This is a genomic window from Algibacter sp., from assembly GCF_049667265.1.
In the GTDB taxonomy this organism is placed as follows: Bacteria; Bacteroidota; Bacteroidia; order Flavobacteriales; family Flavobacteriaceae; genus Algibacter_B.
Genome location: NZ_JBATHX010000332.1, coordinates 1 through 23,227 on the forward strand (window position 1 = coordinate 1; position 23,227 = coordinate 23,227).

General features: G+C 33.2%; 21 protein-coding genes. 8 read left to right on the plus strand and 13 right to left on the minus strand.

The genetic code is table 11. The features are described 5' to 3' along the window. The first annotated feature begins 101 nt into the window (after window positions 1-101). The 3 genes from WBN21_RS11755 to WBN21_RS11765 are packed head-to-tail and all read left to right on the plus strand — an operon-like array spanning window position 102 to window position 4,297. The gene (locus WBN21_RS11755; RefSeq protein ID WP_424200545.1) at window positions 102-1,466 is read left to right on the plus strand and encodes an exonuclease domain-containing protein; all 1,365 of its coding nucleotides are present in this window, start codon (window positions 102-104) and stop codon (window positions 1,464-1,466) included. 3 nt (window positions 1,467-1,469) lie between these two features. Beyond that, the gene (locus WBN21_RS11760; RefSeq protein WP_424200507.1) at window positions 1,470-3,428 is read left to right on the plus strand and encodes a hypothetical protein; all 1,959 of its coding nucleotides are present in this window, start codon (window positions 1,470-1,472) and stop codon (window positions 3,426-3,428) included. Window positions 3,429-3,454: 26 nt separating this feature from the next. Next, window positions 3,455-4,297 (plus strand): ion transporter, encoded by an 843-nt coding sequence (locus WBN21_RS11765; RefSeq protein ID WP_424200509.1) that lies wholly within the window; start codon window positions 3,455-3,457, stop codon window positions 4,295-4,297. 53 nt (window positions 4,298-4,350) lie between these two features. Here the strand turns inward: WBN21_RS11765 and WBN21_RS11770 are convergent, their stop codons facing one another. Next, window positions 4,351-5,361: a Gfo/Idh/MocA family oxidoreductase gene (locus WBN21_RS11770; protein ID WP_424200511.1), complete on the minus strand. Its 1,011-nt coding sequence runs from the start codon at window positions 5,359-5,361 to the stop codon at window positions 4,351-4,353. Window positions 5,362-5,386: 25 nt separating this feature from the next. Then, window positions 5,387-6,391, minus strand: a complete 1,005-nt coding sequence (locus WBN21_RS11775; RefSeq protein WP_424200513.1) for a Gfo/Idh/MocA family protein — start codon at window positions 6,389-6,391, stop codon at window positions 5,387-5,389. A 276-nt stretch (window positions 6,392-6,667) separates the two neighbouring features. Between WBN21_RS11775 and miaA the strand changes: the two genes are divergently transcribed. Continuing rightward, window positions 6,668-7,597, plus strand: a complete 930-nt coding sequence (gene miaA, locus WBN21_RS11780) for a tRNA (adenosine(37)-N6)-dimethylallyltransferase MiaA (protein WP_424200547.1) — start codon at window positions 6,668-6,670, stop codon at window positions 7,595-7,597. Next, complete coding sequence (locus WBN21_RS11785) at window positions 7,590-8,264, plus strand: GNAT family N-acetyltransferase (RefSeq protein ID WP_424200515.1); 675 nt, start codon at window positions 7,590-7,592, stop codon at window positions 8,262-8,264. Before miaA ends, WBN21_RS11785 begins: the two co-directional genes overlap by 8 nt. Window positions 8,265-8,301: 37 nt before the next feature. On the opposite strand, the gene WBN21_RS11790 is transcribed toward WBN21_RS11785, so the two are convergent. Genes WBN21_RS11790 through WBN21_RS11800 form a run of 3 tightly spaced genes read right to left on the minus strand, consistent with a single transcriptional unit; the run spans window position 8,302 to window position 11,038 of the window. After that, on the minus strand, window positions 8,302-9,897 hold the full coding sequence (locus WBN21_RS11790; RefSeq protein WP_424200517.1) for a hypothetical protein: 1,596 nt from the start codon (window positions 9,895-9,897) through the stop codon (window positions 8,302-8,304). A 12-nt stretch (window positions 9,898-9,909) separates the two neighbouring features. Then, complete coding sequence (locus WBN21_RS11795; protein ID WP_424200519.1) at window positions 9,910-10,503, minus strand: hypothetical protein; 594 nt, start codon at window positions 10,501-10,503, stop codon at window positions 9,910-9,912. Continuing rightward, on the minus strand, window positions 10,487-11,038 hold the full coding sequence (locus tag WBN21_RS11800) for an RNA polymerase sigma factor (RefSeq protein WP_424200521.1): 552 nt from the start codon (window positions 11,036-11,038) through the stop codon (window positions 10,487-10,489). Before WBN21_RS11800 ends, WBN21_RS11795 begins: the two co-directional genes overlap by 17 nt. 442 nt (window positions 11,039-11,480) lie before the next feature. On the opposite strand from WBN21_RS11800, the gene WBN21_RS11805 reads away from it, so the two are divergent. Together WBN21_RS11805 and meaB are read left to right on the plus strand one after the other, a co-directional pair. Continuing rightward, window positions 11,481-12,035 (plus strand): DUF2911 domain-containing protein, encoded by a 555-nt coding sequence (locus tag WBN21_RS11805; RefSeq protein ID WP_424200523.1) that lies wholly within the window; start codon window positions 11,481-11,483, stop codon window positions 12,033-12,035. A gap of 74 nt (window positions 12,036-12,109) precedes the next feature. After that, complete coding sequence (meaB, locus tag WBN21_RS11810; RefSeq protein WP_424200525.1) at window positions 12,110-13,186, plus strand: methylmalonyl Co-A mutase-associated GTPase MeaB; 1,077 nt, start codon at window positions 12,110-12,112, stop codon at window positions 13,184-13,186. Here meaB and WBN21_RS11815 read toward each other — a convergent pair. From WBN21_RS11815 to mnmA, 6 genes are all read right to left on the minus strand, one after another. Further along, complete coding sequence (locus tag WBN21_RS11815) at window positions 13,183-13,752, minus strand: phosphatase PAP2 family protein (protein WP_424200527.1); 570 nt, start codon at window positions 13,750-13,752, stop codon at window positions 13,183-13,185. The genes meaB and WBN21_RS11815 overlap by 4 nt on opposite strands. Window positions 13,753-13,776: 24 nt before the next feature. Continuing rightward, window positions 13,777-14,004 (minus strand): hypothetical protein, encoded by a 228-nt coding sequence (locus tag WBN21_RS11820; protein WP_424200529.1) that lies wholly within the window; start codon window positions 14,002-14,004, stop codon window positions 13,777-13,779. Between the two features lie 12 nt (window positions 14,005-14,016). After that, window positions 14,017-15,396 carry an MATE family efflux transporter gene (locus tag WBN21_RS11825; protein ID WP_424200531.1) on the minus strand — a complete coding sequence of 460 codons (1,380 nt, stop codon included), beginning with the start codon at window positions 15,394-15,396 and terminating at the stop codon, window positions 14,017-14,019. A gap of 277 nt (window positions 15,397-15,673) precedes the next feature. Then, window positions 15,674-16,615 (minus strand): NAD(P)H-dependent flavin oxidoreductase, encoded by a 942-nt coding sequence (locus WBN21_RS11830; RefSeq protein WP_424200533.1) that lies wholly within the window; start codon window positions 16,613-16,615, stop codon window positions 15,674-15,676. After that, complete coding sequence (locus WBN21_RS11835; protein WP_424200535.1) at window positions 16,615-18,243, minus strand: S8 family serine peptidase; 1,629 nt, start codon at window positions 18,241-18,243, stop codon at window positions 16,615-16,617. The genes WBN21_RS11830 and WBN21_RS11835 overlap by 1 nt, the downstream gene beginning before the upstream one ends. A 25-nt stretch (window positions 18,244-18,268) precedes the next feature. Next, window positions 18,269-19,456, minus strand: a complete 1,188-nt coding sequence (gene mnmA, locus WBN21_RS11840; protein WP_424200537.1) for a tRNA 2-thiouridine(34) synthase MnmA — start codon at window positions 19,454-19,456, stop codon at window positions 18,269-18,271. A gap of 179 nt (window positions 19,457-19,635) precedes the next feature. Here mnmA and WBN21_RS11845 point away from each other — a divergent pair, with 179 nt between their 5' ends. Beyond that, window positions 19,636-21,030 (plus strand): fasciclin domain-containing protein, encoded by a 1,395-nt coding sequence (locus WBN21_RS11845; RefSeq protein WP_424200539.1) that lies wholly within the window; start codon window positions 19,636-19,638, stop codon window positions 21,028-21,030. 82 nt (window positions 21,031-21,112) lie between these two features. Here WBN21_RS11845 and WBN21_RS11850 read toward each other — a convergent pair whose 3' ends face one another. Together WBN21_RS11850 and yidC are read right to left on the minus strand one after the other, a co-directional pair. Then, window positions 21,113-21,811 carry a toxin-antitoxin system YwqK family antitoxin gene (locus WBN21_RS11850; RefSeq protein WP_424200541.1) on the minus strand — a complete coding sequence of 233 codons (699 nt, stop codon included), beginning with the start codon at window positions 21,809-21,811 and terminating at the stop codon, window positions 21,113-21,115. A gap of 162 nt (window positions 21,812-21,973) precedes the next feature. After that, window positions 21,974-23,227 (minus strand): membrane protein insertase YidC (yidC, locus tag WBN21_RS11855; RefSeq protein ID WP_424200543.1); only part of this gene is annotated, 1,254 nt, incomplete at its 5' end.

Below are 23,227 nucleotides of genomic sequence, written 5' to 3' on the forward strand. Positions count from 1 at the left end.
ATCAATTAGCAATTGCTTGTGGAAGTACCATGATTCGTTTAGGGAGCAGTATATTTGGCAATAGAAATTACTAAAAAACAACAAACTAAAAACAGCATATTATTTACGCAATTTTAGACATAGAAACCACAGGTGGTAAATACAATGAAGAAGGAATAACTGAAATTGCTATTTATAAGTATGACGGCCATGAGGTTGTAGATCAGTTCATAAGCCTTATAAACCCTGAGCGAGATATTCAACCTTTTGTAGTTAATCTTACTGGGATTAACAGTAACATGCTTCGTAATGCTCCTAAGTTTTATGAAGTCGCAAAACGCATTGTTGAAATTACCGAAGATTGTATTCTTGTAGCACACAATGCGCAATTTGATTACCGCATTTTAGTTACAGAATTTAGACGCTTAAGTTTTGATTATGAACGAAAATCGTTGTGTACTGTTGAACTTTCAAAGGATTTAATTCCCGGACAAACCTCCTACAGTTTAGGCAAGTTAGTACGCTCGCTTGGTATTCCGGTAACAGACAGACATAGGGCTAATGGTGATGCTTTAGCTACTGTTAAATTGTTCAAATTGCTCCTTGCTAAAGACACCAGCAAAACCATCATTCAAAAATCCATTCGATTAAACCCAAAACGCCAATTAGAACCTCGGCATTTAGATATTATTGCCGATTTACCGTCTATTACAGGTGTGTATTACATCCACAAGGCAGATGGAGATATCATTTATATTGGCAAGAGTAATAACATTAAAAAACGCATTAACCAACATTTTACGGGCACCAATGCTAAATCGAAAAAAATACAATCAAAAGTAGCCTCTGTAACCTACGAAGCTACAGGTAGCGAATTAGTGGCACTTTTAAAAGAAAGCGAAGAAATAAAAAAGATTAAACCATTGCATAACAAAGCATTAAGACGCTCTATTTTTACTCATGCTTTATATGCTTTTAAGGACGAAAACGGATATGTTAATTTAAAAATTGATGTCGCTGATGGACGTAAAAAACCCATAACAACATTTAGCAATCGCCAAAGCGGAAAAAGTTTTATGACTAAAGCTGTTGAAGATTATAATTTATGCCAAAAACTTTCAGGCTTATACAAAACAAAAACCAGTTGTTTCAATTATGAATTAAAAACCTGCGATGGTGCATGCATCCAAAAAGAATCACCTGAAACTTATAATAAACGCGTAAAAGCGCTTATTGAAAAAAACAACTATTCAAATAAAAATATGGTTATTGTAGATAGAGGCCGTGAAGTTGATGAACGTAGCGCTATTTTAATAGAAAACGGTGTTTTTAAAGGGATTGGTTTCTTCAATTTAAACTACCAAATAACCAACCTTAAAGTATTAGAATCTATAATTACACCAATGCAAAATAATAGAGATACGCAGCACATTATTCAAAATTACTTAAGGAGAAACAAACGATTAAAAATAATTTCAATTGATTAAACTATGCGCAAATTAACATTAATACTGTTTCTAATAGTTAGTAATAAAGCACTTTCACAAGAAAATTATAGTTCAGAATCCTATCGCGTTACTCTAGGAGATCTTGAAAGCAATACATTTGTTAGAGATTCTACTGCAAATGCTTTGGTTATCTATGAAGAAGGAAAAAGCTATGTTGATAAAAATGATTTCGATTTAAGGACAGAAGAAAAGCATAAAATAAAGATTTTAAATAGAGAAGGTTTTGATCATGCCACAGTAAAAATCCATTTATATAGCAATTCATCTCGGGCTGAAAAAATAGATAAAATTTTCGCCACTACTTATAATAAAATTGGTGATGAGGTAATACAAACAAAGCTAGAAGAAAAAAATATTTTTACTGAAAAATACGACGAAAATCATACCTTAATTAAGTTTACATTACCAAATATTAAAGAAGGGTCTGTAATCACTTATAGTTATACAACTATTTCGCCTTTCATGTTTACGTATCATGGATGGGATTTTCAATCTGACATTCCTAAGTTGTATAGTGAATATAATGCAAGTATTCCTGGGTTTTGGTTATACCATATTAAATTACTTGGTGGTAAAAAACTAACAACAAATTCTTCTGATATCGACAAAACTTGTCTTCAAACCTCTAGAGGTGCAACAGCAGATTGTATGGTTACGAAGTATGCAATGAAGGATGTCCCAGCATTTATTGAAGAAGATTATATGACGGCAAAATCAAATTATTTAGCCCGTGTCGATTATGAATTAGAAACTTTTAGAGCACCAGATGGAACTATTACTCATTATACCAAAACCTGGAAAGATGTAGACAAAGAGTTTAGAACCGATAAAGAAATTGGAAAACAACTTAAAAAATCGGTAGACCTTGAAGATTTATTAAGCTCCGAAATTATTAACGAAAAAGACCCTTTAAAAAAAGCACAAGCTATTTATAAATACATGCAAGACACATATACTTGGAATGGTGATTATAAAATTTTTTCAGATGTTTCCATAAAAGATCTCATGAAAAACAAATCTGGAAATGTGTCATCCATAAATATTTTATTACACAATATTTTAAATGAAGCAAATATTGATGCAAAACCTATACTAATATCAACAAGAAATAACGGATTTCCAACAACGCTTTTTCCAGTAATATCAGAATTTAATTATCTCATAGTTCAAGTCACTATTAATAACGAAACCTACTTACTTGATGCTACTGATAATTATTTAAGCTTTGGTCAAATTCCCCTAAGATGCCTAAACCAGCAAGGCAGGCTGCTCGATTTTGATAATGGAAGCGAATGGATTGATATTGCACCTAGCAAACCATCCAATATTTTTTACCAAGCAAGTATACATTTTGATGAAAATGACATACTTGTTGGGTCAATAAAATCTAAAAGAACTGGATATCATGCGCTAAATATTAAAAAGGATTACTTTTCAAATGAAAATGAGTATTTAGAAAAACTTGAAAACAACTTTCCTTATATTGAAATATCAGATTTTGAAGTTATAAGCGAAAGCGAAGAAAGTGAAGATTTTAAAGAATCTTATAACATTGAATATAACTTTACCACAACTGGCGACAACATTTATTTAAACCCATTTTTTGTTAAGTTTTTTAAAGAAAACCCCTTTAAATTACAAGAACGAACTTACCCAATTGATTTTGGATACAGCGATAATTATTTCTATTTGTTTAAAATAGAATTAAATGATAATTATGAATTAGTTGAAATACCAGAGCAACAAAATATAACGCTTCCGAATGATACTGGGCAAATTCTTTTTAATTCGCAAAAAATTGGAAACAGCCTAAATTTATCATTAAAATTTGATTTTAAAAAACCAATTTACGAACCAGAGTATTACCCATATTTAAAAGCATTTATGAGTAAAATTGTCGATATTCAAAATAACTCACTTATACTTTTAAAAAGAAAGTAAGCAATGTTTTTATTACATTTGATATCATGAAAAAATTTTTCGACAAACATTGGAAAGCTAGAATATATAAAATCATTTATCATTCAGACACACCTGCTGGAAAACTATTTGATCTTGTACTTCTTGTAGTTATTCTTGCAAGTATTTTGTTAGTAATGCTTGAGAGTGTTAATAGTATTGATGAAAAATACCATGATTTCCTTAACATTGCAGAATGGATAATTACCATTCTATTCTCCATAGAATATATTTTAAGGATTATAACCAACTCAAGTCCTAAAAAATATATTTTTAGTTTTTATGGTATTATAGATTTACTATCAACCATTCCAAAATATTTATCGCTTTTTTTAGTAGGATCTCACTCTTTGGTGGCTTTAAGAGCGTTACGCCTAATGCGAGTTTTTAGAATTTTAAAATTAGCTCGATTCATGGGCGAATCCAATAATTTTATAAAAGCATTAAAAGCAAGTAAAGTAAAAATTGCTGTTTTCGTTTCATTTGTAGTTATTCTATGCGTCATTCTAGGAACTGTGATGTACCTTGTTGAAAGTGAGCAAGATAGCGGATTTTCTAGCATCCCAAGAAGTGTTTATTGGGCTATTGTCACACTAACAACTGTAGGCTATGGCGATATTGCTCCCGTAACACCATTAGGACAATTAATTGCTTCTTTAATTATGATTATTGGTTATGGTATAATTGCCGTGCCAACAGGTATTGTAACTGCTGAATTTGCAAATCAAAAAAAAGTTCCTATAAAAGAAGAAGATATCGTTCCTACAACTAAAACCTGCCCAGAATGCTTAACATACGATATTAGAATAGAAGCAAAATACTGTTATGTATGTGGTGCAGAAATAATCTGATTTGTATAAAGTAAGCAATTACTTGTGTAAATAAACCACAAACTGAAAACCTACTATTCTAGTATTTCTAATTGTGCTATTATTTGTTCTTTAGTTACCGGATAACCCTTGCCCATCCTAATGGTTTGATAAACATCTTCAAATACATTCATATAACTCGCTTTTTCTGAAACGATTTTCTCTTGAATTTTTAATCCATTGGAATCCATGGTAGTTAATAGCCCTTCACTTTCAGGCAATTCTACACCATACTGAGCATCATTAGGGAGCATACCTTCAATTAACTGATTTTCCTGAACATCGGTTCGGTTTTTTTTAAAGGACCCCAATTTTCCGTGAACTATAAATGCAGGCTGCGGATCAGCAACCAAAAAACTGATGGTAACAAACACTTGCAAATTATTAGGATACAGTAAATGAATATGTACATAATCTACCACTTTAGTTTTAGGCCGAACATATGAGGGGTATTTAATCCATTTTAATGGTATGCCAAACATTGAAATCACTCCATCGATAGTATGGGAACCCAAATTGTAAATAACACCACTTCCTGGCCCAGGTGCTTCTTTCCAACTATTTTTATTGATAGTAGTATTATACCTATCGTATCGAAAATGAGCCTCAATCAAATTTCCTAATTTACCAGATTCGACTACTTTTTTCACAGAGAGAAAATCGCTATCATACCTTCGGTTTTGAAAAGGTAGTACCCATACACCTTTCTTTTTTGCTTCTTTTAATAGTTTTTTTGCTTGTGAAGATGTAGCCGTAAAAGGTTTATCTAGCAGCACGTGTTTATTAGCTTTAATAGCTTTTAAAGCGAATTCAAAATGTGTTTCATTTGGTGTGTTTACAATAACAAGTTCAACAGATTCATCTAATAAAAGTTCATCAATAGCATCGTAACTTTTCACTTTTGGGTAATCTAAATGAGCCTTTTTTTTGGATCTTTCTACAACAGCATAAAATTCAAATGCAGGATGGTACTTAAGTAGAGGCGCATGAAAAATGCTGCCAGATACTCCAAAAGACAACATTCCTGTTTTAATTGTTTTATTCATCGTTTACCATTCTATTAAAGTACTACTATATTCCCTTTGCAATTTGATCTAGTACCCAACCAGTCCTAGCTCCAGAAACACCAGTACTAGGGCAAGTGCCTTTTCCTTGTATTTCATCAACAATGCTTTGAATAAGTATCTCTTGGATGTATTCAGGAACTTCAAATTCAAATTTCTTAATAGGTTCATTTTCTATTTCTAAAGTAACGTGATGATCACCCCAAAAAGGAAAAGATATTTGACCTTTACTACCAATTATTGTGGTCATTTCATATTGTGAGGCCTTACTGGTATTAAAAGCCCACAAGCCTTTTCCTAAAATGCCATTTTTAAATTTAAAAACACCAACTGTAATATCATCGGCTTTATATTTTTTGGATTGATTTTCAGAAAACCCTTTGGCTTCGGTAATAGGTCCAAAAATGAAATCGAGGGCATCTAATTGATGTGATGCTAGGTCATAAAAATAACCACCACCTGCAACTTTAGGGTCTACGCGCCAATTAACAGGGTGGTCGTGGGTTCCAACAATATCATTCTCAATAGTCATTTGTACACTTATATCTATACTTCTAATATCTCCAATCGCCCCATTATCAATTAATTCTTTTACTTTAAGAATATTTGGTAGAGTTCTGCGGTAAAAAGCCACAAATAAAGGAACATTTGCCTTTTTACACGCTTCTACCATTGCTAAGCATTCTTGGTGCGTACGAGCCATTGGCTTTTCTACATAAACCGGTTTGCCAACCGCCGCTGCCTTCAACGTATATTCAGCATGGGTACTTGGTGGTGTTGCAATATAAATGGCATTTACCTCAGGATCATTTAGTAAATCATCCGCATTATCATACCACTTTTCAACACCATGACGTTTGGCAAAATCCTTTGCTTTATCAGCATTTCTTCTCATAACCGCTTTTACACTTGAATTGTTGGTTTTTATTAGTGGTTGTCCGCTTTTTGTTTCGCAAACATCACCAACTCCAATAATTCCCCAACAGATTTCTTTCATTAATTTATGAGCCATTTTATGAATATTTTAGAATTATTTTTTATTTGATATAATGAAATGATGACTTCAGTTATAGTACTAAAACATGTTCAGAACAGGCAAACTTTATCGATTGTTAACGAAATTAGTTAATCTTTCTCATAAAGCCAAGTAAACCGTTTAAATGAATAATCCTAAAAATCTATAACAGAATAACAATCCATAAATCATTATCAAATTAAAGTTTGTTACTAGTTAAATTGGCATTAATCATTTATTCAAATTAACTTTACAAAAAAAATATTTTAAGTTATTAATTCAAACACAAAATATCTCATTTCAATAGTTGGCCCTACTGCCATAGGGAAAACAGCTTTAAGCATAAAACTAGCAAATCACTTTAAAACTGAAATCATTTCAGCAGATTCACGTCAGTTTTTCAAGGAGATGCAAATTGGTACTGCCGCTCCAACACCCAACGAATTATCAGGAGCTAAACATCATTTTATTCATCATAAGTCCATAATAGACGACTATAATGTAGGAGCATTTGAGAAAGATGCTTTACAATGTTTGGAACATTTATTTAAAAAACAGGACGTGGTTATTATGGTTGGTGGCTCCGGATTATATGTTGATGCTGTCACAAAAGGCTTAGACTATTTTCCTGAAGTAGATTCGAACATTCGTGAATCTTTAAATAAACAATTAGAAACACAAGGCCTAGAATCACTTCAAAAACAACTTCAAGTCTTAGATCCTGTTTCTTACAAAACCATTGCCATAGATAACCCACACCGCGTTATTCGCGCCTTAGAGATTTGTATTGGAACGGAAAAACCATACGCGTCTTTCTTAAATCAAGGCAAAGAAAAACGGAATTTTAAAACAATAACCATAGGTTTAACAGCCGAAAGAGAACTTATTTACCAACGCATAAACCAACGCGTTGATATAATGATGCAAGAAGGTTTGTTAGAAGAAGTAAAAAGCTTAATAGAATTTAAAGATTTAAACGCTCTAAACACCGTTGGCTATAAAGAACTTTTTAATTATTTGGAAGGCACCTGGGAATTAGAATTCGCCATTTCAGAAATCAAGAAAAACACGCGACGATTTGCAAAACGACAACTAACTTGGTTCAAGAAAAAAGAAGACACCCTTTGGTTTGATTATAGCATATTCATTGATGATGTTAAAGATAAAATACAAGTGCAAATAAATAGTTTTAAAAATGATTAATGAAAGTGTTTTAGATAATCCTGTGTGGTTTTCATTAACAGAAAAGCACCATAATCATTGTATAGATTATGGCAACGTAAAATTTTTCCAACCAGATTTCACACCTTTTGGAGCATTTATTAACGCCGAGGACACCTCTGTTGCCATTCAAAAACATGCCAAATTAATAAAAGACTTTTTTATAGTAGGCCAAAAACCAAAAATGCCTTTAGGATTTAAACCACCTGTTAGATATGTGGGTTTACAAATGATTCTTCGAAATAAAATATCATATCCAATACCAGATACCATTGTAGAACTTAACGAAAAACAGTTTCCGGACTTAAAAAATTTAATGGCACTCGCCTACCCAGAATATTTTAAAGAAAAAACAAATACTTTGGGGCGTTACTTTGGTATTTATAAAAACAATAAATTGGTAGCAGTAACTGGAGAGCGCATGCAAACTGAATACTTTACGGAAATAAGTGCCGTTGTTACACATCCAGATCACACCGGAAATGGCTATGCAAAGCAACTACTTACGCACACTTCTAATAAAATTTTTGAGAAAAATAAAACGCCGTTTTTACATGTTGATGAAACCAATTTAGGTCCCATAAATTTGTACAAAAAACTAGGTTTTAATGTAAGAAGAAAATTAGAATTCTGGAAAATAAGTAGCTAATTGTAAAGTAGAAAAAAGAAAGAGATTTAAAGTAGTTTTACTGCATAGTTACATGGCTATACTTCGCATTAATTACAATGTTTTTTCCACTTTCTAAATTACCAGCAGAAAAGTTTGAAGCATGATCTTTAGTTAATTTATCTGGGTGCGTTAAATGCGATCGTGTGCCTTTATATTGAAAATTATAATCGGTACTAGGCAAGGCAATAAACGCATCATTATTTTGAAGAATCATGTTTAAACTAATAAAGTTATTATCGATATTAAAAATTTTCACATCACCAATATTACCATCAATAATAGCACTTCCAAATAAATTTTCAACATCAACGTTTGATGAAATAGAATTTAAAACCAAATGCTTCACGTTTTCAAGCTCCACACTTTCCACATAATTTAAATTCAGCTCCCCCAAATTCCAATTTGTTACATAAATTGGGGAATAGGAAGCATTAATGGAAGTTAAACTTCCATTAATGCTTTGAGCTGTAAATTTTGTGTATGATAAATCTGCTTCAATATTATCAATATTTGCGGCAAACTCAATCTCGCCATGCCTTACGTTCACTTTTAACTTGGCGCCTTTTGGCATTTTTATTTTTATAGTTTTCTTAACGTTTGGGTTAGCTTTACCATGAAATAACCTTTCAACCTCCTTTTCTCTATCTTTTATTAAAATAGAACGCTCTTTTAAATACTTTTTATTTAAATCAGCATGTTCTTTAGCCCGTTTTTTGTGCTCCAATGCTTGTGCTTTATGTTCGGCTATCCGTGCTTTTTGTGCTTCCATGCGTTCTGCCTGAGCAGCTATACGCTCAGCTTGTGCTTCAACACGATCAGATTGTCCTTCCATGCGTTCTGCAAAACGTTCGCCCCAAGCTTCCATTTTTTTAGCATAGTCCTCACCCCATTGTTTTCCAAATTTTTCGCCCCAAGCTTCCATCTTTTTGGCATACTCTTCTCCATACTTTTCATTCCATTCTTTTCCGAATTTCTCTCCCCAATCTTCCATTTTTTCAGCATAGTCTTTTCCATATTTAGATTCAAAATTTTTGGTCCATTCCTCTAAATATTTTTCACCATTTTTTTGATAAGCGTCATAATCAAAAGCTATGGCATTAACACCTTCTGGTAATTCAGGTAATTCAATCATTTCCGGCATTTCAGGCATCTCTGGCAATTCCATATCGAAATTGAAACGCATTTCTGGCATATCTGCAAGTTCAAATTTTAATTCATTTAAAAGTGCTCCAACACCATGGTTATCACGATCACATCCATCACAATCCTCATGGTCGTTATGGGTAACCCATAAGGAAGTTGCATGTCCACCTCTTGTGGTAATTGAAACTTCATTACTTGAAGCATCAACATCAATATCCCAATTTTTCATGGCATTTTCAAGTGCTTCTTTACTTAATTTTTCACCTTCAACATATGCTTCTATTTCAATTATATTCTTATTCCAGGTGTCAAATATAATATTGCAATAGCTAATGTCTAAATCAACTACAACATCTTTTTCAACCTTAATCGATTGCGATACTTTTGTTAATTTCTGTTGTGCCATCACACTTCCCGTTATCAGAAAGCATAAGGCAACTAATTTGATTTTTATATTAGTTCTGTTCATTTTTTGATTTTTTTAGATTGATTGTTTTACCCCTGAAACTTCCGTATCAGGAGAATTAAATTCTTGTAATTGTAATCTTAACCGCGATAATAAATTTAACCTTAGTTTTAAATTATCAATTAAGGCATTCACGGTTAACTCGCTTGGTCCAGATTCCGTTAACTCTAAGGACAGTTTTTGGTACTCTTTTCCAAGTGTATTCATCTGGTTTAAATAATCGTCGAATAACTCTTTAGTATCTGGCGTGTATGTCATTTTAGACAACTCTAAATTTATGCTAGCTAAATAATAATCTTCAACTTTTTTTAATCCGGGCGAAATATCACCTAAGGTTTTAGTAACTACATTTTTAGTATTAGCAATTTTAGTATTAGCAATCTCTGGCGTGTCAACAATAACTGGAGATTGAAAATATTTAAACGCGCCAAAACTAAATCCTAAAAGCACTACAATACTTGCAGCAATTTGCCACCAACTAAAGTTTGATTGTTTTGTTTCTGGTAAGGCTACGTCCAATTTTTCAAGAAAGCGATCTTGATGTTTTCCTGGCATTTTATCACCGGTTATTTTGTCGTTTTTAAACAACTCTCTAATGTCTTGTGCCATTTTTATTACGTGTTAACAGTTTTTGCAATTTTACTTTTCCTCTCGATAATTGGGTTCGCGATGCTACTTCAGAAATATCTAGAATCTCCGAAATCTCCTGATGGTCGTACCCTTCAATCAAATACAACATCACAACATATTGATACTTGTCGGGCAAGGCATTAATCGCCAATTTCACATCGTTTAATGTCATGGTATCTTCCACTAACCATTTGTCGTCATCATATGCATCAACAACCTTTAGTGATCCGGCATCCAATTCAACCAAATGGTGTTTTTTAGCCTTTAAAAAATCGATACATTTATTAACCACAATCCGTTTTAACCAAGCCCCAAAAGTTACCTCCGCTTTGTACTGGTGTAGTTTAGTAAAAGCCTTTATAAAAGCTTCCTGCACCACATCTTCAGCATCAGCAGCATCCTTCAAAAACCGTTTAGCAACAATATACATCCCGTCGCAGTACTGGTTGTATAACTGCAATTGCGCCTTTCGGTTGTTCTGTTTACATTGTTCAATAATGTCAACTTGAAACATGCTTGGTTTACTTTTGGTTCAAACTCTCATGATGCATCATGCGAGTTTAGTTAGTTCTTTTTAAAAGACGATTAAAAAATCAGAGTGTTGCAAAAAGTGTCTTTTTTTTTAAAATATTTTTTTGGGCGTTACTTTTTGCTCATACCTACAAGGTTTTTTGAAACCTCGCAGGATCACAAAAAGTCGGGCTTTTCGTTACAAGTCCGCGCACCTCCTATGTCGGGCTGTGGGCTTTCCACTTCAATCCCTAACGCGGGCATATTCGCAATCGTAAGTTTTCAGTCGCAGTCTCAGTATAGGGAAAAACAGGTTTCAAACTTCTGTCAACGGTCTCCCGTCATCGGTCTTTTCAACTTTCACAACAAAACTAAATAAATAAGCGTTTGCATTTTACCAGTTATAGCTTTTAAATTATCTTTATGCACTTAATATTTAGCTTTATATGAACACCTTTTTAAAACGCACTCTAATACTATTATCCATTATAGCATTAGGTTTATTTTTATATTCAACCTTTGTAGAAAATATTTTTGGCAAACGATTAAGTCCTAAAGATACCGTAGAATTTAAACTAAACGATTTAAAACTCGAAGTATTCTACAACAGACCATTTAGAAAAGAACGCGAAATTTTTGGTGCTCTAGTGCCATTCAATCAAGTATGGCGAACTGGCGCAAATGAAGCAACTACTTTTGAAACCAATAAAAATTTACAAGTAAACGGTATGCAGTTAGCAGCTGGAAAGTATACGTTATGGACGGTTCCTAAAGACTCAACCTGGAACGTTATTTTTAACTCAAAACAATATTCTTGGGGTGTAAATGCGGAAATGCAGCCCATGTGGGACCCAAATTACGATGCTTTAAATATTGAAGTACCCGTACAAAAATTACCAAACCATGTTGAGCAGTTCACTATTGCTTTCGATAATTCTACTGACAATCTATTTTTAACAATGGCTTGGGATGATGTTAAAGTTGCCGTGCCGCTTAAATAAGTTTACAGTCTCAGTCTCAATTTGCTCTTTTCTGAAAAAATAAAATTGTAAATTAGGCAAACAATTGTCAACAAGTGTCAAAACAAAAAAAATCATCATTACAAGAAAAAAAAGGTGTTTCAATTTCAGAAATCACTAACAGGTCTTCTATAAAATCTATTCAAAATAAGCGTAAAGTAAAAATTGACACAGTTGCATTAGTATCATCTATTCTTAAAAAAGATATTACCGCGTTAAGTAGGGCTATTACACTTGTTGAAAGTAAAAACCCAAAACATAAAGAACAAGCCAATAATGTATTAAAAGCATGTTTACCACATGCCAATAAATCCATCAGAATTGGTATCACAGGTGTTCCAGGCGTTGGAAAGAGTACGTTTATTGAAACCTTTGGAAAACACCTAACAAAACTAGGAAAACGCGTTGCCGTTTTAGCAATCGACCCAAGTAGCACCATAACAAAAGGCAGTATTTTGGGCGATAAAACCCGAATGGAAGATTTAGTAAAGGATAAAAATGCTTTTATCCGACCATCTGCTTCCGGAGATTCTCTAGGTGGCGTTGCCAGAAAAACAAGGGAAAGCATTATTTTATGCGAAGCTGCTGGTTTTGATGTTATAATAATAGAAACTGTTGGCGTGGGACAAAGTGAAACTACCGTGCACAGTATGGTCGATTTCTTTTTACTTCTAAAACTGGCAGGAGCTGGTGATGAACTACAAGGTATAAAACGAGGTATAATTGAAATGGCAGATACTATTGCTATTAATAAAGCTGATGGCGGCAATTTAAAAAACGCTAAACTTGCCAAGGTTGAATTTGCCAGAGCACTTCACCTCTACCCAGAAAAATCATCAAATTGGCAACCTAAAGTAACTTTGTGTAGTGCGTTGCATAGTGAAGGTATCAATACTATTTGGGATATTATTTTAGAATATATTGAAATCACTTCCAAAAACAATTTCTTCGATAAAAAACGGCATAATCAGAATAAATTCTGGCTAATTCAAACCATAGAAGATCAATTAAAATCAGATTTCTTCAATAAGCCTAAAATTAAAAAAGAATTGGCAAATCAAATTCAACTTATAGAAAACAATCAAACAACACCATTTGCTGCTGCTGATTATTTATTGAATCTTAATAATTAAGAATTCACAAATCGGCCTAATAAATATTTTGTCAGTTTGTAAAATAGAAACCCAGAAATGGCTCCAAAAGTCATTCCGCAGATAATATCAATGGGATAATGAACACCAACATAAATTCTGCTATAAGCAACTACAGCACTCCAAAACAGTAAAATAAAAATCAAATTTTTATAATATGGTTTTAAAAGTAAACCTGTAAAAACAGCTGCTGCCATCGTGTTTGATGAATGTCCTGAGAAAAAACCATATTTCCCACAACGGACAGCAATAAACCGAACTCTATCGGCAATTTCAGCTACACCACAAGGTCTAGGTCGCATAAAGGAACGCTTAAAAACATTGGTTATTTGGTCTGTAAATGTGATCATTAAGGCTATAACAACAACAAAAATTAATAACGATTTTAAACCGTATTTTTTATAAAGTAGAAATAACAAAATGACATAAAGAGGAATAAATGTTAGTTTATTGGTTAAAACTAACCACATACCATCCCAAGTTGAAGACCCTAAATTATTTAAAAATACAAATAGTTCAGTATCGTAATTTAAAAGCTGTTCAATCATTTATTTCTTTTTAAAATTACGGTTTTACTCGTCGTATTTTGCAACTTCATTATCATAAAACTCGCTGGCCTCTTTTATGGCATTTTCCGTTTCTGTTTCTAATTCATTTTGGTCTTCAGCATCAAAATCTTCAAACCATTCAACGGCATCATTTTCAAGATTAATAATAAATCTAGGAAACTCCGTATGAATAACATAAATAGCATCAGGAAATTCGGTATTATCTCCTAGTATAAATTTTGGAAGACTCATTGTTTTTATAGTTTATTTGTTGTTAGACAAAATTAATCTTTTAGTTAAATAATTAAATCGAATATATAATAAAATTGAAGCCGTAGTTAAACCAGCTAGCAATCCTAACCAAATTCCGAAACTTCCATAAGCTTCTTCTTTACCTAAAAACCAACTAATTGGAAAGCCAACCAACCAATAGGATATAAATGTCATTATGGTAGGTATTTTAACATCTTGTAATCCACGTAATGCACCCAAAACAACCACCTGAATACTATCACTAATTTGAAAAATAGCTGCTGCTATTAATAATTTTGAGGCGATACTAACCACCTCCATATTATCCGCTAAGTTTTCGGCATCATCATAATCAACATAAATTCTTGGTAAATAATCATGAAATACGAAGAAAATAATAGCAAAACCAATGGCCAATAATATACCCATTAAAAATAATGAAAATGCGATTCTTCGTAATTCAAAATAAGCTTTCAATCCTTTTTGATTTCCAACGCGTATCATAGCTGCTACACTTAAACCCATGGCTACCATAAAAGTCATAGAGCCTAAATTTAAGGCAATTTGATTTGCAGCTTGAGGGTTTTTACCTAACAAACCACTAAGCCAAATGGCTGCCGTAAAAATGGCGACTTCAAAAAACATTTGCATGGCACTTGGCGCGCCCAAATTGAGTATTTTTTTTAGCATGAACGTATCTAAAACAAAAAACTTAATATTGGCAACAAAGGCTTTTGATTTTTCTTTTCCTTTTAATAAAAACCATAAATACCAAACCATTATAATTCTTGACGCTAGCGTTCCATAGGCAGCCCCAACAATTCCAAGTTCTGGGAAACCAAATTTTCCAAAAATTAATACATAGTTTAATACAACGTTTACAACATTCGCAATAATAGTGGCATACATTGGATATTTAGTCATGGACAAACCATCACTAAATTGTTTGAATCCTTGAAAAATAATTAATGGAATTAATGAAAACGCTACCAAATCTAAATACGGAATTGCCAACTCAACAACCTCATCAGGTTGCTTCATTAAGTACATTAAAGGTTTAGCGAAAAAAACTAATAAAAAAAGAAGTACGCCCAAAACCGTACATAAAAACAAACCATGCTTAAAGGCCGATTTGCCTTTTACGAAATCTTGTTCAGCATCAGCCTCTGCAATTAAGGGCGTTATGGCAGTAGAAAAACCAATTCCTAAAGACATGGCAATAAACATAAAACTGTTTCCCAAAGATACCGCAGCTAATTCAGCCGTACCTAATTGCCCAACCATTATATTATCAACAAAACTAACAAAGGTATGACCTAACATACCCAACATTACTGGAGCAGCGAGTCGCCAATTGTATTTAAATTCCTTTGTATAATTTGCTAATTGCATTTTGCAAAAATAACCTTTACCTAGTACTTTTTAGAAATTTGATAATTTTCTTTTGAATTTAAGGTCAAATTAACAAATGTTAATAAAACATAATAACTTATGCTCGTAGAAGCATAGGTTTTTTTACATTTGTAACGCCTTAAATCGTTCTTTCTAGAACCAAATAGCAACTAGAAACATTTAGCTTTTTTGTAGGGATAAATTGCTAGTGCTAAAGTTTCTAAACGAAAAGGAGGGAAAATGTTTCCCTCCTTTTTTATGTTTATTAAATTCTTTTTTAAAGATTTTGGACGTTTTTTTTAGAGTCTTCAAATTCCTTAAGAATGTCCTCTACAATTTTTGAAACAGGCTTTATATCGTGAATCAATCCAGAAATTTGACCTATTTCCAACTCGCCTTCTTCCAAATCCCCTTCAAACATACCACGTTTTGCTCTTGCTCTGCCTAACAATTCTTTAAGCCGTTCCAAGGTTGGTCCCGTTTTATACAATTCCTGAACCTGATTATAAAAACTATTTTTTATCAATCTTACAGGTGCCAATTCTTTTAGGGTCAACTGAGTATCACCTTCTTTAGCATTTACCACAACTGTTTTAAAAGCTTCATGAGCAGAACTTTCTACGCTTGCAACAAACCTGCTACCTATTTGTACACCATCAGCCCCTAAAACCATTGTTGCTAACATGGCGCTACCAGTTGCAATACCTCCAGCGGCAATTAACGGTATTTTAATTTGTACTTTCACCATTGGAATTAGTGTAAGTGTAGTGGTTTCATCACGTCCATTATGACCGCCAGCTTCAAATCCTTCGGCTACAATGGCATCAACTCCAGCTTCTTGGGCTTTTAATGCAAACTTTACGCTACTCACAACATGAACAACAGTAATACCACGTTCCTTTAACCAAGAAGTCCATGTTTTAGGATTTCCGGCAGAAGTAAAAACAATTGTAACACCTTCTTCTACTATAATATCCATAATCTCTTGAATGTTCGGATATAACATAGGCACATTAACACCAAAAGGCTTATCTGTAGCATTTTTGCATTTTTGAATATGCTCACGTAAAACTTCTGGATACATCGAACCTGCTCCAATTAGCCCTAATATTCCTGAATTACTAGAAGCAGATGCTAATCGCCATCCACTATTCCAAATCATTCCTGCTTGAATAATTGGGTATTTAATATTGAAAAGCTCAGTAATTCTATTTATCATTATTGCTTAATAAATTTAAACGTTTTTGATAGCCTATCTTGTTTTAGTTTAACTATATACATGCCATTTGGTAACCCTTGAACATCTAGGACATTATGAGTTTTAGACAAAATTATAGATTCAATTTCTTTACCTAAAATGTCATATAATTTTAATGAAGCTAACCCATTTTCAGATGGAAGTTTCACAAACAATTCATTTTTTACTGGATTTGGGTATAAATTGAAATCATTAATTGATGTATTCGATTCAACTGAAAGTGCGTTATTTAAAGCTAATTCTAGATTTGGTATGCCATAGCCTAAAAAATAATCTGGTGTAGTAAACTGAGAAGCCGATTCACGAACTAATTGCATAATTTCAGCATTGGTTTTATTTGGTAATGCCTGCCATAAACAGACTATACCACCAGCTAAAATTGGTGAGCTAAAAGAGGTTCCATCTGCAATTCCTATAACATCATTTTCAGTAATTACAGAACTATCGTCGCCTTGAGCCACAACATCTGGTTTTTGAGTAGGTTGAATTGCACTACCAACAGAGCTAAAAGAGGCATAGTTTCCTGAAGCATTTACCGCACCAATTGATAGAACATTAGGCGAATCTGCTGGAGCACCAACGCCATCATTTCCTGAATTGCCTGCAGAAGTGACTAGAAGTAGTCCCTTTTCAAAGGCAATATTAGCACCTCTAGTAATATATGTAGTATATCCATCAAGTTCTGAAGAAGCATAACTATAATTTGAATTATCATATGCTTTATACCCCAAAGATGTATTAATCACATCAACACCCAAACTATCTGCACGTTCAGCCGCTTCAACCCAGTAACTTTCCTCTACTGGGTTTTCATTTGGCGCATCCTCAGTAATAAACAAATAATAGGAAGCATCCGGTGCTGTGCCTACAAACTGATTTTCAACATAGCCAGCCATATCACTTAAAACCAAAGTTCCATGATTACTAGTTGTTCCTGTATAAACATTAACATCTCTATTAACAAAATCATAGCTTCCTAATACATTACCTGCATTATGTAATCTTTGAAATGCTGCCATGGTATTTACATTAGGAAAACCTGCGTCTAAAACTGCAACTGTCATTCCTGTTCCTGTATAATCAGCAAGATGTAATTTATCGCCTTTAATCATCTCTATTTGCGGAGATGCATCACCATAATTAAAGGTTGTTAAAACACTTTCCAATTTAGATTCCTTAAAAAGCCTGGATTGCTTAGGTTTTGTAATGGCACTTTTTGAATTTAAACTTTTATCGGCAAAATCAATTTCAGTAACAAAACTAAAGGCGGTTAATGATATAATATTAAATTGTGTTCCCCTAACATGTAAAGCATTAAACCATTTAGATTTTGCTAAAACGGTAATCCCAGAAGTGTTATTAATTTGTGTTATATAGGACTCATTAACCGGAACATCTCTTTCATCAATAGCAACACCATGAGCATTTTTTCTATCAATAGCCTTTTGTGTTAGGATGCTTAAAGGGTTAGCAATTGAAGTGGTTACATTTTCTTTATCGGCTAAATAGACCCAAGCATCTTCTAATTGGGCATATAAATTAAAATTTAAACAACTGGAAACAAAAAATAATAGTAATACTTTTTTCATAATATAACAATTTGGTAATGCTAAGTTATGAAATTACTCCCGAACCTATAAGCTCATCTTTAATATACCAAGCAACAAACTGGCCTTCAGTTATAGCAGACTGAAAATTTTCGAATTCAACATATAATCCACCATCCACTTTATGTAACGTGGCATTTTCTAATGTTTGTCTGTAACGAATTCTGGCTTTTACTTGCATTGTTTCGTCAACTTGCATTGCTAAATCTTCACGAATCCAATGCAATTCTTCATTACTAACAAATAATGCTTTTTTATAAAGGCCTGGATGTTCTTTTCCTTGACCTGTATAGATTACATTTTCTTCCACATCGGTATCTATTACAAATAAAGGTTCAATAGTTCCACCAACTGCAAGTCCTTTTCTTTGGCCTTTAGTAAAATAATGAGCACCTTGATGTTTACCTACTATTTTACCTAAATCAATATTATAATCAATTTTTCGAGAAAGGTATTCTAGCTTTTCTTCAGTTGAATTAAATTCAGTTTCAATCTGATTATAAAAAGCTTGTTCTTTTGGAATTTCAACAATTACGCCCTCTTTAGGCTTTAACTGTTGTTGCAAAAAATCTGGCAACTTCACTTTACCTATAAAACAAAGGCCTTGTGAATCTTTCTTTTCTGCAGTTACTAAATCAAGTTCCAAAGCAATTTTTCTAACCTCTGGTTTCGTTAATTCACCAATTGGAAATAATGCTTTTGAAAGTTGCTCTTGGGATAATTGGCATAAAAAATAAGATTGATCTTTATTACCATCAACACCAGCAAGAAGTTGATAAATATCCTTTCCTTCTTTTTGAATTGTGCCTTTTCTGCAATAATGACCTGTTGCAACATAATCTGCACCAAGATCTAAAGCTATTTTCATAAACACATCAAACTTAATCTCTCTATTACAAAGCACATCTGGGTTTGGTGTTCTTCCTTTTTCATATTCATGAAACATGTAATCCACAATACGCTCTTTATATTGCTCACTTAAATCGACTGTTTGAAAAGGAATTCCTAATTTCTCGGCAACTAACATCGCGTCATTGCTATCATCAAGCCATGGACATTCATTCGAAATTGTCACAGAATCATCATGCCAGTTTTTCATAAACAAACCAATAACCTCGTAGCCTTGCTGTTGCAACAAATGCGCTGCAACACTAGAATCTACTCCACCTGAAAGTCCTATAATAACCCGTTTCATTGTTAAAAAATTAGTTTACAAAGATACATATTATTGTAAGATACTAAAGTTAATTACCCACATGAAAAAAAACTCAAAAATTAGTTTTGTTTAATTTTAACATAATTTTATTAAACAAATTATTGTTTATTGTTTAATCTTTTTATATTTTTGTTAAACAAATAAAAAACTATAAGAAAATGAAAACCTTTAAAACATTATCCAAACTAGCTGCAATATTATTTGTAGCCATTACTTTTTCATCATGTAGTAATGATGATGATGACGATCCAATTGAATTCGTTCCTTCCAACAGTATTGTAGAACTAGCGCAAGCTACACCAGAACTTTCGAGCTTAGTTACAGCTTTAGTGAAGTATCCGGACTTAGTAAGTTTACTTAGTAATGATGGAACTTTTACTGTATTTGCACCTAACAATGATGCATTTGCAGCCTTATTAACAGCCATAGGTCAAACATCTATTGATGATATCCCAGAAGATGTCTTAAAAAGTGTCTTACAGCATCATGTTTTTGCCTCTGCCGCTTTACAAGCTAGTGCAGTAACATCTGGAACCATAACCATGGCCGGTGGCGAAACTGTTAATGTAGTTGCTGACTCAAATGGCGTGTTTTTAGACAATGCTCAAGTAATTGCGGCTGATGTTTTAGGAACCAACGGTGTTGTACATATAATTAATAGCGTACTTGTTCCACCATCAATGCTTCCAATTGTAGGAACTATTGTAGCGCCAGCGTATTTTAATAAAAACTTTACGACACTTATTGCAGCAGTACTAGCTGCCGATCCAAGTATTTTAGAACTTCTTTTAAGTAATGGTCCGAGTAATGGTGGTTTAACATTATTTGCTCCTACTAATGATGCTTTTGCTGCGGCAGGCATTACAGATGTAAATGGTGCAGACGCCATTTTAGCATACCATGTTATTGATGGCACCGTTATGGCATCCATGTTACCAGCTTCAGGTATTGCAGCTGCGGAAGTTGCTACTTTAGGAGGAAACATTTATATTACAAATGCAGGTGGAGCAGTTTCAATAAATGGAACAACCATGGTTACTGCAACCGATATTGCAGGTTCTAATGGTGTGGTTCATGTTATTGATAAAACTTTAATGCCACCTACAAATACTATTAATGAAATAGTTGCAACGCTTTCTGGAGGAAGTCCTGCAGAATTTACACTATTAGCAGCCGCTCTATCAAGAGCTAATTTAGCTGACTTCTTTTCTGGTGATGGTCCATACACCGTATTTGCACCAACAGATGCCGCTTTTTTAGCTGCTGGTTTAGATGAAGCAACTATCAATGCAACAGATCCAATGGCCGTAGCAGGTATTTTAACACACCATGTTGTACAGCCAAATGTCTATATATTTTCAACAGATTTAACTGACGGATTACAAGCTCCCATGTTAAACGGACAAAGCGTAACAATAGATTTAGATACATTAACCATCCAAGATGCTGCAGGTTCAACTCCAGCTGCTGGTTTAGTTACATCGCTATTAAATGTTCATGCAACCAATGGTGTTGTTCATGTAATTGACAAAGTTTTACTTCCTTCTAGTTAGAAATTAGTTTGGTTTGTTGATTGTAGACAAACATTAGTAATTCCCGCTAAAAATTGTCTATGAAAAAGGGCGCCTTAAGAAATTAAGGCGTTTTTTTTATGAGTTTAGGGATATAGGTAAAGTCCTCTTCGTTTACAAGCTTGCCATTTTCAAAATACTTCCAAACGCCATCCTTTTTACCTCTATTATATTGACCTTCAGATAATAACTCACCTTTAGGATTATAGAATTTTGCCGCACCATGCAACTCGCCATTCTCATAAATATAAGTTTTAAGCACCACATTTTTTTCAGATAACCAAAACGATTCACCATATAGCTTTCCGTTACTATATTTTTTCTTTTCTGCTAGTTGCCCACTAGGGTAATACACCAAACGCTCTCCAATTAATTCGCCCTTATCATTATAATTTTCTAACGTCAAAAGTTGGTCTGAGTTTTTTTGATAATACTTCCATGTACCAATATAGGTTTTGCCATTCATTTTGCCTTTACTAATCACCTTTCCGTTGGATGCTAAAAACGTCACTTCTGCTATATCATTATTTTCATTAAACAATTTAGTAGCAGACAGAATCGCTTTCTTTTTATAATTTTTATAAAATTTAAATAACCCAATTTCTTTACCATGATCAAACTGGCCTTCGTATCGAATAATATTGGTGTCTTCAAAATTCTTTTTCCAAACACCATGACGCTTCCCTTCTGGATCAAACTGATTGATATTTTGGGCAAACATCAAACTACTTGCCATTAAAAAAAACATAAAACTATAACGCATCTTTATTTTATTTTTTTTGATTTTTTCGCTTTCGCGGAAATTGTATTTAGTTAACGATTATTTTCTATATTTCTTATAACAAAAAAGCTGCCAAAATGATTTTCTTGACAGCTTTTATATTTTAATAGATGCTGAATCAAGTTCAGCATGACAAAAAGTAAATTATTTACGTTTTTGTTGCGCTTGTTTTTGTTTTTCAGCTTGCTCCATCATATCAGCCATTTTTTTCTGAAAACGATTTTGTTTTTTAGGCTGTTTTTTCTTCTCTTGAATCTGAGCATGAATTTTATCTTCGTCAAGAATAAAGTTTTTAATCACCAAAATGATTCCGATACTAATAACGTTCGATATGAAGTAATACAAACTCAAACCTGATGCATAGTTATTAAAGAAAAACAACATCATTATTGGCGAGAAGTACATCATATACTTCATCATTTTAGCCATATCTGGCATCCCTTCTTGTTGAGGAGCCGATTGCATATTCTGTCCCGTAGTTAAACGCATGTAAAAGAAAATAGCAATAGACGCTAATATTGGAAATAAACTTACGTGGTTTCCATAAAAAGGAATATTGAATGGCAAGTTAGCAATCACATCATAAGACGATAAATCTTTTACCCAAAGGAAAGATTTTTGTCTTAAATCGAACGCCGAAGGGAAAAATTGGAACAAGGCATAAAACACAGGAAGCTGAATTAAAGCTGGTAAACATCCCGCCATTGGGCTTGCTCCTGCTTTGTTTTGCAACGCCATAGTTTCTTGTTGCGCTTTCATTTTATTATCCTTGTGCTTTTCGCGAATTTCATCTAGTTCTGGCTTTAAAATTTTCATTTTTGCCTGAGATAAAAACTGCTTGTATTGCACGAATGATAACAGGAATTTTACCAAAATAGTCATCACAACGATGGCAATTCCGTAAGACATATAACTACCTAGGAAACCAAATAATGGCATGAAAATGTAACGGTTTATCCAACCGAAAAGTCCCCAACCAAATGGCACTAGTTCATCTAAATTTCTGTCGTATTTATTAAGCACTTTAAAATCACTTGGCCCATAGTACCAATCCATAGACTGATTGATTTCACCACCTTGTAATTCTAAGGGAATTGTAGTTGCAAAACTTTTGGTAAATACGGTATCAATTTCTTCGTCTTTAACTAAATTTTCTACTTTAACCTTTACATTTTTAAATTTGTTGTCGGTTAATAATACCGAAGAAAAGAAATGTTGCTTATAGCCAATCCATGCAACATCTTCAATATCATCTTCACCATCTCTCGTGTAATCTGCTTTACCATCTTCATAATCATAATGTGTATCAGTATATCTATTTTCATAAGAAATACTTTTGGCATGACGGAAACCTTTCAATTTCCAATCTAAATTTATGGCTTGTGAGCTGTTTATGAT